Origin of the sequence: Poriferisphaera corsica (genome assembly GCF_007747445.1) — a bacterium.
Classification (GTDB): Bacteria; Planctomycetota; Phycisphaerae; order Phycisphaerales; family Phycisphaeraceae; genus Poriferisphaera; species Poriferisphaera corsica.
On the sequence record NZ_CP036425.1, the window covers coordinates 1,046,662 to 1,062,763 of the forward strand.

Annotated in this window: 12 protein-coding genes and 1 tRNA gene; 2 read left to right on the forward strand and 11 right to left on the reverse strand. The window is 50.5% G+C overall.

Translation table 11 applies throughout. The features are described 5' to 3' along the window. Positions 1–216 precede the first annotated feature (216 nt). The 6 genes from KS4_RS04190 to bamD form a co-directional block, all read right to left on the reverse strand. Entirely contained in the window at positions 217–1,137 is a 921-nt protein-coding gene (locus KS4_RS04190) for a hypothetical protein (protein ID WP_145075046.1), read from the reverse strand. 192 nt (positions 1,138–1,329) lie between these two features. After that, positions 1,330–3,351 carry a methyl-accepting chemotaxis protein gene (locus tag KS4_RS04195; RefSeq protein ID WP_145075049.1) on the reverse strand — a complete coding sequence of 674 codons (2,022 nt, stop codon included), beginning with the start codon at positions 3,349–3,351 and terminating at the stop codon, positions 1,330–1,332. A gap of 288 nt (positions 3,352–3,639) precedes the next feature. After that, positions 3,640–4,659, reverse strand: coding sequence for a hypothetical protein (locus KS4_RS17490; RefSeq protein ID WP_200761560.1), 1,020 nt, complete (start codon positions 4,657–4,659; stop codon positions 3,640–3,642). A gap of 124 nt (positions 4,660–4,783) precedes the next feature. Beyond that, complete coding sequence (gene ftsH / locus KS4_RS04205; protein ID WP_145075051.1) at positions 4,784–6,898, reverse strand: ATP-dependent zinc metalloprotease FtsH; 2,115 nt, start codon at positions 6,896–6,898, stop codon at positions 4,784–4,786. 211 nt (positions 6,899–7,109) lie between these two features. After that, the gene (locus tag KS4_RS04210) at positions 7,110–7,652 is read right to left on the reverse strand and encodes an LptE family protein (RefSeq protein ID WP_200761561.1); all 543 of its coding nucleotides are present in this window, start codon (positions 7,650–7,652) and stop codon (positions 7,110–7,112) included. Positions 7,653–7,711: 59 nt separating this feature from the next. After that, positions 7,712–8,947 (reverse strand): outer membrane protein assembly factor BamD, encoded by a 1,236-nt coding sequence (gene bamD, locus KS4_RS04215; protein WP_145075057.1) that lies wholly within the window; start codon positions 8,945–8,947, stop codon positions 7,712–7,714. Positions 8,948–9,305: 358 nt separating this feature from the next. Between bamD and KS4_RS04220 the strand changes: the two genes are divergently transcribed. Next, positions 9,306–9,379 (forward strand) — tRNA-Lys (locus KS4_RS04220). Between the two features lie 324 nt (positions 9,380–9,703). Next, positions 9,704–10,561, forward strand: a complete 858-nt coding sequence (locus tag KS4_RS04225) for a Gfo/Idh/MocA family protein (RefSeq protein WP_145075059.1) — start codon at positions 9,704–9,706, stop codon at positions 10,559–10,561. Positions 10,562–10,617: 56 nt separating this feature from the next. Here KS4_RS04225 and KS4_RS04230 read toward each other — a convergent pair whose 3' ends face one another. From KS4_RS04230 to KS4_RS04250, 5 genes are all read right to left on the reverse strand, one after another. Continuing rightward, positions 10,618–12,564, reverse strand: a complete 1,947-nt coding sequence (locus tag KS4_RS04230; RefSeq protein WP_145075062.1) for a potassium transporter Kup — start codon at positions 12,562–12,564, stop codon at positions 10,618–10,620. A gap of 150 nt (positions 12,565–12,714) precedes the next feature. Then, positions 12,715–13,377, reverse strand: a complete 663-nt coding sequence (locus KS4_RS04235; RefSeq protein ID WP_145075065.1) for a metal-dependent transcriptional regulator — start codon at positions 13,375–13,377, stop codon at positions 12,715–12,717. Positions 13,378–13,389: 12 nt separating this feature from the next. Beyond that, positions 13,390–13,926 carry an NUDIX hydrolase gene (locus KS4_RS04240; protein WP_145075068.1) on the reverse strand — a complete coding sequence of 179 codons (537 nt, stop codon included), beginning with the start codon at positions 13,924–13,926 and terminating at the stop codon, positions 13,390–13,392. Then, positions 13,926–14,555: a bifunctional nicotinamidase/pyrazinamidase gene (gene pncA / locus KS4_RS04245; RefSeq protein ID WP_145075071.1), complete on the reverse strand. Its 630-nt coding sequence runs from the start codon at positions 14,553–14,555 to the stop codon at positions 13,926–13,928. Before pncA ends, KS4_RS04240 begins: the two co-directional genes overlap by 1 nt. Before the next feature lie 18 nt (positions 14,556–14,573). Further along, on the reverse strand, positions 14,574–16,058 hold the full coding sequence (locus KS4_RS04250; RefSeq protein WP_145075073.1) for a nicotinate phosphoribosyltransferase: 1,485 nt from the start codon (positions 16,056–16,058) through the stop codon (positions 14,574–14,576). Between the last annotated feature and the right edge of the window lie 44 nt (positions 16,059–16,102).

The following is a 16,102-nucleotide window of genomic DNA, read 5'->3' on the forward strand; positions in this document are numbered from 1 at the left end:
CGCACGATTATCAGCAAAACATGATTTTGGGTGTGCGCACAAAATGGAAAACCTAATTTATGATTAGATAATATGTTATGGACAGTCTTGCTTGAAACGCACAATTTTTGTGCGCACAAATAATGTGAATAAATTGTGGGAGTTGGATTGTAAAAAACACAGATTGGAAGAGGATGAAAAGAAATGGCTGTACCATAAAAAAAATACAAACAGGATTTAGTATACATGATCTTGGTCGTTTGATACTTCATATGGTTTAGCGGTGGTGCGTATTTTTTTAAGTGTGATCAAGGCGAATAATAGGCAAGTGTTACTCCATGTGAAATTTAGAAAGATGTATAGGAATATAATCACATTGTTGATACGGAAAGGCTGCTTACCTAACGTCCAGTGACTGAGTAGATAGATAGATCCGATGAGCGTCATGGGAAGATAGATCATTGAAACTCGAGATGTGAGTTTTGCGATGCGTGTCTGTTTAAGCAGGCTCAGTGAAGCAGTGATATGACTCGTATATCTAAAGAATGCGGCGGCGTATAGGAATGCGACAAACGGAAAGATGTTATAGAGAAACAGGCAAACAGAATAGAAACGTGCCCGTGCGCGGATATGTGTGAAACCAAATAAATAGTAGTATCCGAAAAATAGTGTGAAATACGCGAGGAAAAGAAAGATTCGTGTAAGGGTTCTGCTTTTAATGCGGATTAGGTTGGGCGGATGGGGTTTGGTGAGTTGTGTGTAGTAAATGTTTGTGATGAAGAAGGGGAGGAGCGTGAGAGAAAGTACGATGCCGAATAGGGAGAATGAACAGTAGTAGAGTGCGGCAAAGGTTTCGAGGATACCACCGAAGGCGGGGATGCCGAAAATATCGGGAAGAGAGATGGTCATGAGTAGCAATTGATGTGTGCTGAGGCAGAACAGGATGACGCCGAGTGTGACGATGAGGGTGTCGAATGTTGAAAGGCGGCTGGTGATCCAGTTGATGGTGAGTTGACGGTGATCGAGTGTTTGATTGACGGGGTAGCCGCATTCAGGGCAAGATTGAGTGGGGGAGAGAGTTTTGAGGTTGTATTCACATTGAGCGCAGGGAAGGTCAGTCGTGATGGGCTGGTTGGCTGCGGTGATATTTGAGGACATAATAAAACCCGGATCTTATGAGTGACATTGGAAGAGGCGATTGCTATTCAGAAGATAGGTGTTATACGTTTGTGGGGCAGTGTTTGTTTACGTGGTTTGAATTTTGTTTTGTTTGAGATGAAAAACGCACGGCTTACTGGGTAAGCCGTGCGATGTGGATGAGAAGTGTTTTGGGGATGTTTAGAAGCGCGTTTATGCAGCGTCTTTGACTTTGAATTGTGCGACGAGCTGCTTGAGTGATTCGGCTTTTTCTGACAAACCGGCGGCGGCGACGCTGGCTTGTTGAGTGCCTTCACGGGACTGGTGCGTCACGGCGGCGATCGACTGAATGTTGCGTGAGATCTGCTCGGAAGCGGCGGACTGCTGCTCGGCAGCGGCGGCGATGGACTGCACCATCTCAGCGACGTTCTCTGCGCCATCCACAATATTGTTTAGCGACTCACCGGCACGACGCGCGGAATCGACACCCTTGCCGACGATCTCGGTGCCGCTGCTCATTTTTTCGACAGCCTGATGCGTGCCGGCCTGGATACCGGAGATGAGTTCGCTGACACCGTCGGTGGCTTTGGTGGTGCGGTCGGCGAGCTTACGGACTTCATCGGCGACAACCGCGAAGCCTCGGCCATGCTCACCGGCACGGGCGGCCTCGATGGCGGCATTGAGGGCAAGGAGGTTGGTCTGATCGGCGATGTCATTGATGACTTCGATGATCTCGCCGATGCGTTCACCTTGCTTGCCTAACTCACCAATAGATAGGCTGGAATCGCTGACGACGGTTTCGATCTCATTCATGCCGGACATGGTTTGCTGGACGATGTCGCCGCCGTCGAGAGCAACCTGCTTGGCATCCCCTGCACTTGAGTTGGCGTCGTGGCTTTTTTGTGCGACTTCATTGATGGAAGCGCTCATTTCCTCGACAGCGGTAGAGATTTCCTGGACCTGGCCGGACTGCTCTTCCATGCCGGCGGCGATCTCCTCGCTGGACGCGGCGATTTGGGTCGATGCGCTGGCGACGTCGAGCGTGAGACGCATGACGTCGGAGATAGTATCGTGAACTTTTTCGACAAAGACGTTGAAAGCTTGGGCGAGGTTGCCGAGCTCGTCTTTGGAGTTGATGGTCAATCTAACGGTTAGATCGCCTTCGCCTTGAGAGATATCGTTGAGGCTATCGACAACGTTTTGGATGGGCTTGCTGATTTTGCCAGCGGCGTACCACATGAGGAAGCCTGCGATGGTGAGGCAGACGATGCCGAGTGCGATGATTTGGTAGAGGGCGGCTTTGGCGGGGGCCATGATGACCGAGCCGGGGATACGCATGGCGCTGACGAGGTACTGGCCGGTGCTGCCGAGCTCGAACGGGTAGTAGAGAACGAGATCGCCGGAAGAGGTCCAGATGTACATGGATTCACCGGTAAGAACGCGGTCTTTCACTTTCATGAAGGTTGGGCTGATTTCGACAAGATCTTTGGTGATGAGGTCAGGTTTGCCTTGGAAGGCGATAATTTTTCCGGTGGGGCTGAGGATTCCGAGTTTTGCTGAGCCATCGAATTCATTGTTTTTGTCAGCGATTTCCTGCATTTGATTCATGGAGATGTCGACGCCGGCAATGCCAACGGTTTTATCGCCGCGTTTGATGATTGTTGCGAAGGATGCTTGGAGCACGACTTGGCCGTTACCGTAATCCCAGATGTAGGGTTCGGAGAGGAAAATTTGTTTTTTGTTCCATGGTTCCCAGAACCACTGGTCAGTTGGTTTGGCGGTGCGATTGACCCGGCTTGATGATTCGAGTTTTCCGTTGTTGCGTATTGTAAGTGTTGAGGCGAATTTGCTCATATCGTGTTTGATGCCGTCTATCTCAAAGTTAGTTAAATCGGCGGTGTCTTTGTTGAGCCATGTCCATGCGGCGAGAAGATCGGGCTTGAAGAGGATCTGTCTACGGTTGATGCCTTTGACATTTTGCATGTTGAGGAGCGGCTCATCATCGGTGCGGTAGAGCGCGTCGCAGAGGGATTGTGCGGTTGATGCCTTTTCGTCCATTGAGCCTTTGAGGGTTGTTGAGGTGGAAGCAATGATTTTCATGGCTTCCTGTTCGGCTTTGGCTTTGGTTTCATTCCAGATTTTGATACCTGCGAAGCTGAAACCACAGATCATGGCGATGGTCATGGTGAGACCACACCAGACGACGACTTTCATACGTATTGATAGATTGCGCATAGATGCCTCCTGGATATGCGTGTTGAGGGGATTGTGTTGCCGAATAACCGGGGCAACACCCCTATATTTGTTCGTGTGAAAAGAGAGGCGGCTTGAAGTGAAAGGGAAGAAAAAAGGAATAATTGGTTATCTTTTTCCGGTTTAGTCCGGATTTAATTGGGGTTTAGTACGTCTTGCACGGTTATTGTTGTGTTGACCAGTGGGCCGATCACATGAAACGAAGGTGTTGATCGATCCTATGAACTGACAAGACTTATGGATTTCATGCAAGCTGCTTTAGTTGTTGTGCTACTTAATGAGAGTGGTGTTGATGTGGGTTTTGATGGAGCGGTAGAGGCGAATAGAGAGGGTGACGGCGTAGAGATAGGAGAGAAAAAAGATGAGGGCGGTGATGAAGGCGGTGACGGTGAAGATGGCGAAGAAGGGGCCGGTGGTGATGTTGTTGAAGAAAATGTAGGTCGCATCAGTGGTCAGGAATGAGTGCATGTTGCTGGGGGGAGAATAATAGGTAAAGACAATGGCGGTGATAATGTTGATGATCCATGCGGTGAAGGTGATGAAGAATGAGTAGAGGAGAGATTTGGCACAGAAGGAGCAGGATCTGGCAGGTGCGATTTGGTTGAAGTGATTGGTGATGTGAGTCGAGAAGCGAAAGAACGTGGCGAGCATGAATAGGGGGTAGAAGCAGATGATGGTGATGCTGAGGAGGTAAATTGAGGCGAGGATCATGCTGAAGAGATCGCTGCTTGAGTTCATTAAGATCATGCTGAGAAAGATACCGATGATGAGGGCGGCGATGGGGAAGGCGATGATGATGACAGACCAGATGATGATGAGATTTTTGAGGACGATGCGCGAGGTAGCTTCTTTGATGTGAATGGGGGGGGATTGGCGAGCAGTGGTGTAGAGGATTCCTGCGATGATGAGAAGAAGGTAGGCGGCGAGGGCGAGGGGGATATTGAGTAGCGCTAAGAGGGTAGATGCGTTGCTGAACGATGAGTTGAGGAGGACGGTGTCGATGACGGGGTAGATGGCGTTGATGATGAAAAAGATGGCGATGAGGTTGAAGATGATGAAGCATGCGAGGCCGCGGCTGATGGATTTTAGCCAAGGGATGTGGTTGTAGTGGTTGTTGCCGCGGATGAGTGAGTCGAGCGTTGAGTGGCCGCATTCGGGGCAGGAACTGTGGGTGTGGAGTGTGCGGAGGTTGTAGGTGCAGTTATAGCAGGGGAAGTTGTCATGGATGTGATCGTCGGTGACGGGGGCGGATTGTGGTATGTCGGAATGTGTGGTGATTGGATTTGTCATAGCGGAGATGTTCCCGGCCGGTGTTGATATGGACCCATTATTGCAGATAAATTTCGTTTGGGAAAAGAAAAAAGCACTGCGCTGAGCAGTGCTTTGGATGGGCTATGGGTTGTCTAATCCTAGATTAGGCGGTCGCAGGTTCACCTGTTGAAGGTGTGTCCGGGTCTGTGTCAGATTGTGTTTCTGCGGCGTCTTGTTTTTCCTTTTCCTCTTCGGCTTTTTTGTTTTTAGCTTCTGCGGCGAGGATGTCGGCAACGGTTGCTTTTTCAAGCTTTTTACCGTCCATGAGGAGTTGGACTTCTTCGGAGTTGAGGGTTTCGTATTTGAGGAGCGCTTGGGCAAGGTCTTCGACTTGCTGTGCGTGATCTTCGATGATCTGTTCGGCTTGTTTGTAGGTTGTGTTGATGAGGTCGCGGATTTCATCGTCAACGAGTTTGTTGGTTTCGTTGGAGAAGGAGTCGCCGTGCTCCCAGGGGTTGTCGTTTTCGGTTGGGGCGTAGAGGAAGAAGCCGGCTTTTTCGGACATACCGAATTCGGTGACCATTGAGCGGGCGATGTTTGATGCTTGGCGGATGTCGCCGGCGGTGCCGTTGTACATGTCGCCGGTGTATTTGAGTTCGCCGATGCGTCCGCCATAGGAGACGCGCATCATGGCGAGGAGCTGCTTGCGTGAGTAAAGGTGTTTGTCTTTTTCGGGGAGCATGTGCGTGGTGCCGAGGGATTGGCCGCGTGGGATGATGGTGACTTTATGGACGGGGTCAGCGTCGGGGTCGAAGTGTGTGATGACGGCGTGGCCGGCTTCGTGGTAGGCGACGACGCGGCGTTCATCTTCTTCGATTTTGGCGGACTTACGTGCACGACCCCATTTGACTTTGTCGCGTGCTTCTTCGAGGTCGTCTTGCTCGACGAAGTCTTTGTTGAGGAGGGTGGCGCTGATTGCGGCTTCGTTGATGATGGCTTCGAGGTCGGCGCCTGAGAACATGGGTGTGCCGCGTGCGAGTTTTTCGAGATCGACGTTGGGGCCCATCTTGATTTTCTTGGCGTGTACTTTGAGGATCTCAAAGCGGCCGGGAAGGTCGGGCATGGGGACGACGATCTGACGGTCAAAACGGCCGGGCCGCGTGAGGGCCGGGTCGAGGACGTCGGAACGGTTTGTGGCAGCCATGACGATGACTTGATCGTTTGATTCGAAGCCGTCCATTTCTACGAGGATGGCGTTGAGTGTTTGCTCGCGTTCATCGTGTCCGCCGGAGTTGAAGCCGGTGCCACGGCGACGGCCGACGGCGTCGATCTCGTCGAGGAAGATGATGCAGGGTGAGTTTTCTTTGGCTTGCTTGAAGAGGTCGCGTACTCGTGAGGCGCCAACGCCGACGAACATTTCGACGAAGTCAGAGCCAGAGATGGAAAAGAATGGGACATCGGCTTCGCCGGCGACCGCTTTTGCGAGAAGCGTTTTACCGCAGCCGGGATTACCCATGAGGAGTACGCCGCGTGGGACACGGCCGCCGAGGCGTTGGAATTTCTTGGGATTTTTGAGGAATTCGACAATCTCAGAGACTTCGTCTTTGGCTTCGTCGATGCCAGCAACATCAGTGAGCCGGATTTTGGAATGCTCTTTGTTGAGCATTTTGGCTTTGGATCGGCCGAATTGTCCGAGCATTCCGCCGGGGCCACCGCCAGCGGCGCGGATGGAGCGGAAGATGAAGAAGTAGATGAGGAAAGCGATGAGGATGAGCGGGCCCCACGAGATGAGTAGTGAGGTTAGGAGGTGGTTTGAGGGTTCATTTTTATAGACGATGCCAAGATCGTCGAGTTTTTCAGTGTAGGAAGTGAGTTGGAATGTGGAGACGGATTTGACGGTGACGCGAGAGTTGGGGGTGAGGCCTTGCGGGAGGCCTGTAGCGCCGGGTTTAAATTTTGCGGAGATGTTTGAGTCATCGACGGTGATGGAGCCGGGCTCAAAAGCACCTTGTTTGGCGTAGTTTTGGAATTCGTTCCATGCGATGGGCATGCCGTTGCCGCTGCCTGAGGAGAGTGTGATGAGGAGTGCGACGACGAGGCCGGCGAGGACGATCCATGCGAGAGATGAGCGTGAGAAAACTGTGGGAGGTTTTGGGCCGCCGGGGCCGCCTTGTCCGTTTTCGCCTTGCGGGCGGTTTTCATTGCTATCTTGTGATTCGTTCTGATCTTTCTGATCTTTGTTTTCCGAATCGTTATTGGGGTCCTGTTGGTAGGACATTGATGAAACCTCTGTGTGTTTTGTAGGGGTTTTAGTTTTCAGTTGAATGGGGGTGTGGTTGCCCCGTGATATTGGGTATGTATCGGCATAAAAGTATGCGATGGCCCAGTGGTGTGCCGTATTAGGGTGTGGATTTGAGTGTTTGAGTGGTTAGATTATGGGATTAACCGCGTGGTTGGGGAAAGTGTTCCCGTGAGTGGGGGGAGCGTGGTTACCAATTGGTTCGCATGCTGTCGACGATTTGCGAGGCCATGCGTTGGATTGCCTGGTGCTGCCCGATTTGGATCAGTTCTGAGACGGGCTGTGTGGGGGTGTATCGGCCGATGGCTTGGTAGCCTTTGCGGTCAATGATTGTTTGCTGGGTACGAAGGTCTTTCCACTCGAAATTGATGGTGAGTGTGATTTGCATCTGCTCAGGGACGTTGCCTTCGCGTTTACGGGTAATGACGCGTTGTGCGAAGTTGGTAATTGTGCCTTGAATGATTGTGTCGGCAGTTGCGGGTGACGCGACTTTGTAGGGGGTGCGAGACTCCATTTCCTTGGCGAGTGCTTCGGCGAGGTCTGCTTCGACGCCGGTGTATAGTGATGAGTTCCAGAAGGTTCGGTTTTCGAAGATAGGTACGGCGACGGTGCGGTACTCTACGGGATAGGTGTCGTGGGCGACGTAGCCGAGGCCGCAGCCAGATGTAAGAAGGATGAGCGTGGTGAGGATAAGGAGTGTGGCGAGGTGTTTGTGTTTGCTGAAGTTGTTCACGTGATCTCCTGGCGTGATGTTGTTCAAGTGATTGTGTGCGTGAGTTGCCTAATCGTTGATTAGTCGGGTTGGTTCGGGGCTTCATTGAATTCGGGGTTGGGTGTGGGCTTGAAGTCGCCGGACTCTTCGGCTTGTGGGTCTTGGCCACGTTCGAGGAATTCGCGTTGCATGATTTGCTCGTCGCGTTCGGCTTTGTCGGATGGTGGTGTGCGTTCGGATTGAAGCTCACGGTTGATGGTGTCATCCTTGAGTGGTGCTTCTTCGATTTCCTGGTATTCGGGAAGCGTTTGGCCAACGTGCTGTAGTTTGATTTTGTCGGGGACATCGAGCTTAGAGAGTTTAGTGAGCGCGAGTTGTGCGGCGGTGGTTAGTGGGTAATCGTCGATGATGCGCCGGTAGATGTATGCGGCAGAGACGTTGCTGTGGCGGCGTGCGTACCAGTTGGCGGCAACGAGGTCTTTAAGTGCGAGTGATTCGTTGATACGGACGAGGAGTGATTTAGCGCCGATGCGTTCGGCGGATGCGGGGTATTCTTCTTCGAAGACGAGGAGGCGTGTTTGTGCTTCGATGAGGCCGGCGGGGTCGTATTCCGGGCCTTTGAAACGGGCGAGTGATGCGTGGATGAGGCGGAGGAGTGCCCATTCACGTTGTGTTGAGTTGGAGTAATTTGCGAGGAAGAGGTCGTAGCCTTCGGCAGCGTCTTTCATGTCGCCGATGTCGTAGAAGTAATCAGCGAGGTAGAGAGAGGCTTGTTCGCCGAGGGATGAGCCGGGGGCGCGTTCTTGAATGCGGATGAGGAGTTCTTCGCCTTCGGTATCGGCGGGGATGATGGGGAGTGAGAAGAGTCGGCGTTTGATGCCGTTGAGGAAGAGTTTGCCGATTTGGAATTCGCGTTCGAGAGCGGTGTGGAATTGTTCGGAAGCTGGGAAGTCGTTGATGACTCGCTCGTAGTCGTAGAGTGCTTGGTAGTAGTATTCGCGTCCGGTGAGTGAGTCGCCACGGAGGAGGTAAGCTTCAACGAGATTGGGGTTGTCGGGGTATTGGCTGATCCAAGATTTAGCTTTGTCTTGTGCTTCGCGGAATTTTTGTTCTGCGATGAGTTTGCGTATGGCTTGGAGCTTGCCTTCGGGGGAGTTTGGGGGGAATGTTGCGAGTTTTTGCCATTGGTTGCCGGAGAGTTCGTATTCTTCCTGAGCGTGGGTGAGTGGTGAAACGAAGAGGAGAGAAAAGAGGATGATTGTGATGCTGAGACGCATGTGTCGGGGTGAGTTTATGCTTGGTTGCATGGAAGGCATGTATGTCTCCGTCGGAGGCGTGACGAACAGGGTTTTGGTTAGTGGCTGAAGGGTTGAGGCGTGTTGTGGGAGTGCGAGGGATAGCCACGGATTTTTGTGACATTATGATACCGTGAAATGGTTGTTATTGCCCTGTTTATGATGAAAATGGGGGATTTAGGTAAGCGGCCTGTGGTGAGGTGCTGGTGTGGTGGATCGCATTTTTTCGGTGTTTACGGTGACCGATTGGAGGTGTGATGAGATTGTGTCATTAGTCATGTTGGGCTTCTACACAAGATCCACACATCTTGACAGAGAATTGATGTAATCTAAAATGCTGAACTTATGAAAATAGTTTGTGCGTGAAGCATGAATGTAAGCCTCCTTAGCTCAGTTGGTTAGAGCATCGGATTCTTAATCCGCAGGTCCCAGGTTCGAGTCCTGGAGGGGGCACTTGGAAGAGGATGAAGCCTTGGCGAAAGCCAAGGCTTTTTTTGTGGTCACGGGGAGTGTGGTGTTTGGCTGTGTGGCTGATTGATGAAACAATAATGAAACAATAATAAGGGGGAAATGATGATAGTTTTAAGTTTATTTTGAATGCAATCCATTTTTGTGAAAAGATTTATATGAAAATAAACTCGATCTTTGATGTCGGGGTTGGCTCATAAAAAAAGTGATAAAAAGCATAAAATGAAATTGCTTAGCCTATTGTTTCATGTTAATTTTGCGCCGTTGAACTAACTTATTCACAGCCTGCAGAGTAACAGGAGCTTTGCGATGCTAAAAGTCGGGCTTATTGATCATCATTTGGACAATTTTCACACGAATATCTTTCTTGATCTATTTAAGAATGAGCTGAAAGATGAGGAGATTGTGTTTGCGTTTGCTTATGAATCAGATGAAGCGAATCAAGAAAAGGATTGGTGTGCTGAAAATGGAGTGGAGCGTTGTGGGTCGATTGAGGAGGTTATAGAGAAGGCGGATGCACTGATGGTGTTGGCGCCGGACAATATTGATGACCATTTGGCCTTAGGTAAGGCGGCTTGCGCGAGTGGCAAGCGTGTTTACATTGATAAGTATTTGTCGAACTCGTATTCGGATGCGAAGGAGTTGATTGATACATGCCAAGCGAATGGGACGGAAATGATTAGTTCGTCATCGCTGCGGTTTTGTGAGGGTGTGGAAAAGATAGCTGGGGAGTTGGATGGTGAAGTGAGTTGGATGCAAGCGAAGGGGCCGGGGAGTTGGCCGTGGTATGCGTGTCATACGCTGGCGCCGGTATTGCGTTTGATGGGTGATGATGTTGAGAAGGTGATCCATACGGGGTCGGAAGACAATATTACGGTGACTTTGAAATATCGGGATGGTCGAAGTGCGATGATTCTGGTGAATGATTCAGAGAATATGTGGGATCATTATGGTTGGGAGTTTACGGTCAAGGTTGGTAAGGAGTTGACGCGGTTTGAGCCGGGTGATCATCGTGTGTTTTATGGCAATATGATGAAGGAAGTGGCGAGATTCTTCAAGACGGGCGAAACTTGCATCACGATTGGCATGTTGGAGATGGAGAGCTGGTTGTATCAGGCGGTGGCTGATTCATTGGCAAATGGTAATGAGTGGATTGCAAGAGATTGATGATCGGAGATAACGAATAGATCGAAAGAGCTAGCACGGTATGTGCTGGCTCTTTTTTATATTTTTGTTTGGTCGCCGATCTCTATCACTTGCTCAGTGGGTATGTTGATGTACTCGCGAAGTGTGTGTGCGTTACGATATAGCCAGATAAAAAGGGTTTTTTGCCATCGCCAAAGATTGGAATGGCCGGTGGGTAGGAGAAATTCTGCGTAGAGGAAAACAGTGACGGTGTTGAGGTCGACGGGGATCTGTTGCCGGCATGCGAAGGTGAGGATGCGCCAGGTGTCGGGCTGTTGCATGTAGCCAAAGTAACCATTGACTAACCATAAATTAGACCCCATGATTTTGATCTCAACTTGGTGGCGACGTTCAACGCGCGGTTGACGCAATGGAATCATGGAAATGATGACGATCTTTTCATGTAATACCGGTATATGTTGATAGATTTTATTGAGTGATGTGGGGATACGGTATGGTACTGTGGTGAAGAATACGCCTGTGCCTTTAATACGTGGGGGTTGCTCTTTGGCGATACGTTTGGAGAAATGGTCGAGTTTTTCGTTTTTCGAGATACGGATTTTATTTATAACTTCGCGACCTTGCCACCATGTGCCCATGATGATGGTGATGATGACGGCGATGAGAATGGGGAGCCAGCCTCCGGTGAGGAATTTGATTAGATTGGCGGTAAAGAATGAGAGATCGACGAAGAGGAAGATCGCAATGACGGGGAAGAGGATAGCTTTGGGCAATTTCCAGATGACGGTGACGGTGACGGTGAAGATAATGGTGGTGAGAACCATGACGGCGGTAACGGCGATGCCGTAGGCGCCGGTGAGTGCGGTGGATGATTGAAAGGCAAGGACGATGATGATGGAGATGATCATCATGAGATTGTTGACTTGCGGTAGATAAATGCGGCCAGGGATTCTGTGCGAGGTTTGTAGGGTTTTTAGTCGCGGGAGGAGGTCGAGATGGATGGCTTGCTTGGTAATAGAAAAGGCGCCGGTGATGATTGCTTGTGAAGCGATAATGGCAGCAATTGTTGCAATGCTAATCATCGGATAGAGAAGTGTGGGTGGTGCGAGAGCGAAGAATGGATTTTTAATGGTGGTTGGATCTGCGAGCAGGATCGCGCCTTGGCCGAAGTAGTTGAGTATAAGTGCAGGCCAAACGAGAAGATACCATGCAAGTGAGATGGATGCGCGATTGAATTGGCCGAGGTCGGCGTAGAGGGCTTCGCCGCCGGTGATGCATAGGACGACCACGCCGAGGAGAATGAATGCGGTGATTGGGGCATAGATAAAGAAGTTATAGGCATGGATTGGGTTGGCTGCGATAAGGATTTGTGGGTTTTGAATGATCTGACGCAGGCCTAATATACCGATAGATAAAAACCAGATAATCATCAATGGCCCGAAAAGAAAGCTGATACGGTCGATGCCGAAACGTTGAGAAATGAAGAGAAGAAAGAGGATGGTGACGGCAATGATGACGATGTAGTTGTGCAGGCCGTGGGTCGTGATTTCAAGACCTTCGACTGCGGAGATCACGGAAATAGCGGGTGTGATGACGCCATCGCCGTAGAGTAGGGCGGCTCCAAGTATGGCGGCAATGGTGAGTAGTTTGAGTGTGAAGGGGTTCGTGAGATGCGCTTTTGTGCGAAGGAGGGAAAGGAGTGCAAAGACACCGCCTTCACCGTCGTCGTCGACACTGAGAAGGACGAGGATGTATTTAATTGAAACGACAATGATGAGAGACCAGAAGACGAGCGAAAGGATGCCGAGTACGTTTAGAGGTGTGAGCTCTAATCCGTAGTCGGGTGAGAAGCAGGCTTTCATAACGTAGAGTGGGGAGGTGCCGATGTCTCCGAAGACGATGCCACAGGCAGAGATGGCGAGAAGCCAGACGGATTGCTTGGTTGTACAGAAAGCAGCGTCCTGAGGTGATAGATCAGGCTCGGAGCCGTTGTCCGGTGGAATGTTGTTGTCGGGTCCAGCCATCGTATTGCCACATCAGCGTTCGTAACGAGTCCGTCGAAGTTATCGTCGTGGGCGCACGGATCGCTTTATATATAGAGGTATTCGGCTGAATACGTGGTGGTGTTGATGGGGGGTTGGGTGAAGAGCCAGCGGAGCTGGAGGTGAAAGAAATTATGTTGATTCGTCTAGAACAAAGATTTTTTCTGCTGCGTTGATGCCGAGTTGGAATTGTTTTTTATTGACTGATAATGTGATGGTTTCGGCGATATCGTTGCGGTTGATGATCTCAAGGTTGGAGCCGGGAGTCAGTGATTGTTCATCGATGAACTGCAGGAATTGTGGGGAGTGATCGGAGATGCGTGCGATCGTGGCAGGGCCGAGTTGTGAATCGGCGAGGCTTATCAGACGCCGCTTGACGATTTCGCCTGTTGCTGCAGGGATAGGGTCGCCGTGAGGATCGTGGGTGGGGTTGCCGAGCATGTCGTCGATTTTTTGGAGTAGGTGATCTGAGATAGCGTGCTCAAGGATTTCGGCTTCCTCGTGGACCTCGCTCCAGTCGAGCTTGACAACTTCTACAAGGAAAAGCTCGACAAGCCTGTGTCGACGTAGCACATTGAGTGCTTTGCGTTCGCCTTCGGGAGTTAGGTTCGCTCCGGTTCGGGATTCGTAGTTTACGAGGCCGTTCTTTGCTAGACGCTTGATCATGATGGTTGCGGTACCAGCAGTGACACCCACAGCTTCAGCGAGCTTTCCGAGTGGGACAAGATCTCCTTCACATTTGAGTTGCATGGCGTAGAGTTCTTTGAGGTAATTTTCGACGGTGCTGGAGGGCATGGTTGATCCTGGTTATTTGAAATGGCAGTTAAGCCAATAGAGTCCGGCGTAGATTTTGATGTCAAGTATTTTACCGTTTGATTCTTGAGATGCGAGCCATGAGTTGAGTTCATGGAATGGGATGTGATGGACGGTAATGCTCTCGTTGTCGATACCGCCGCCATGGTTAATTTGCTTGAGTTTAGTCGCGAGGAAATAGTGGATAGTTTCGTTTGTGAGGCCAGCAGATGTGGGGCCGTTGCCGAGGTATGTCCAATCGACTGCTTTGTAGCCAGTTTCTTCGAGTAGTTCGCGTTGCGCTGCTTTTTTGAGTGATTCGTGTTCTGAGCCGGATTCATCACCAACGAGTCCGGCGGAAAATTCGATGACATTTTTGCGGAGCGGTTCGCGGTATTGCTCGACAAGAATAACTTCGTTGTCGTTGGTGATCGGGATAATGCCGACAACACCTGAGCAGTGATGACGTTGAGCGATTTCCCATGTGCCACGTTTGATGACTCGAAAGTAATCGCCGGACCAGAGGATGCTGTGTTCTTGTTCGTGGTTCATTATTGGCTAAAGGATTGAATTAGTTGTGAAGACTTTATACAGATTGCACCGGATTTGGTCATGTCTTGTATGGCTTGCTGGGAATCATTGGGTTTTAGGTTGACGCCGCGGATACCATCGCCGATGACATGCGTATTGTAGCCGAGGGAGAGCGCGTCGAGTACCGTGGATTTGACGCAGTAATCTGTCGCTAGGCCAAGGATATATAGATCTTTAATGTTGTGGGATTGTAGATACTCGTGAAGGTCTGTCTGTTTGCGTTTGCCGTTGTCGAAGAATGCAGAATAGCTGTCGATCGTTGGGTCGGTGCCTTTGTGAGTTATATGGGTAATAGCCGAAGTGTTGAGATTTGGGTGGAAATCTGAGCCTGCAGTTCCCTGAATACAGTGTTCGGGCCAGAGGGTTTGGGGGAGTCCGTGGAGATTGATGAGGTCGCCTATTTGTTGATTAGGGTGTTGCGATGCGAAAGATTGGTGATCGACAGGATGCCAATCTTTCGTTGCGATGACGTGCTGGAAACAAGGGATGAGGTTGTTGGCGATCGGGATAATAAGATCGCCTTCAGGGACAGCTAGTGAGCCGCCGGGGCAGAAATCGTTTTGGATATCGACGAGGATGATGGCTTTCATGTGATTATTCAGTACCCATTATTGATTAGATGGTGGTTCGGTATAGCCACGAGCGTTGAGGATAAGTTCGGTGCGAAGTTGATGAAGTCGCTGCTCGAGTCCTGCAGGATATGTATGAGGATTCATATAGCGGCGAATGGTTGGGTGAAGTGAGCCGATTTGAGCTTGAACGCGCTGTCGTATACGAGAGAGGGAAGGGGGGTCGTAGACAAGCTCGCCTTTGCGGAAGACCGGGACGAGTAGGTCTTCGTACGGCGGGTTTGTGGTAATCCGTTTTCTACGAGTGGGATCATTGGGATCAATAATGATTGGAAGATCACCGGGGCCGAGTTGTTCGTCGTAGATCATGTCGGCGATGAAGCCAGAACGATCGTGGTAGCGGCGTACCTGTAAAATACCTGGGTTTGATATTTTTGTCGTTTGCTCGGAGAGTTTGACTTTGTATTGCCAATCTTGACCGGGCAACCGGATGGCGGAAAGCTTTAGAACGCCGCCCAATGCGGGCTGGTCATATGCCGTGGCGAGTTTGGTGCCAACGCCCCAGACATTGATCTTTGCATCTTGACGTTTAAGGCTATCAATGATGAACTCATCAAGATCATTGCTTGCGACAATCGCAGCATCAGGAAAGCCTGCGTCGTCCAAAAGTTTGCGTGCTTCAATGGAGAGGTATGCAAGGTCGCCAGAATCCAGCCTGACACCTGCAAGGGTATGGCCGCGATCGCGGAGTTTGTGCCCAATGATGATGGCATTTTTGATGCCTTGGATGGTATCGTAGGTGTCGACGAGGAAAACGCAATTATTGGGGAGTGCTTTTGCGTATGCATCGAAGGATTCGAGTTCATCGTCGAAGGACATCACCCATGAATGAGCGTGGGTGCCTCTGACGGGGATGCCGTATAACTTGCCTGCTAGGACATTGGAGGTTCCGATGCAACCACCGATATAGGCTGCGCGGCTGGCGGCGATGCCGCCGTCAATACCTTGTGCGCGACGGAGGCCGAATTCGAGGACAGGTTCATCTTTCGCTGCAGCACAGACTCGGGCCGCTTTGGAAGCGATGAGTGTTTGATAGCTGATCATGTTCAGGAGTGCGGTTTCGAGTATTTGGCATTGCAGAATTGGGCCGGTAATTCGAAGCATGGGTTCATGCGGGAAGGCAACGGTTCCTTCGGGCATGGCATCGATATCGCATTCAAAGCGCATGTTAGAGAGATAATCGAGGAATCCAGATTCGAAAAGAGGTTTGTTGTCGTTGCCTTGTAGTGTTGCGAGATAATCGACATCGTCTTGATCGAATTCGAGATCTGAAAGGAAGCCGATGATCGTTTCGAGGCCGGCAGTGATGGTGTAGCCGCCGTTGAATGGGTGTTCCCGGAAAACGAGGTTAAAGATGGCTTCTTCTTTTTCGCGGCCCAGCTTCCAATAGCCGAAAGCCATGGTGAGCTGATAGAGATCAGTCAATAGTGCGAGTGAGTGTTTATATAGTTTGCCGGTCGCCATTGTTTTATCCTGCCGCCTATTTTTGTTTGTTGACACGGTATTTT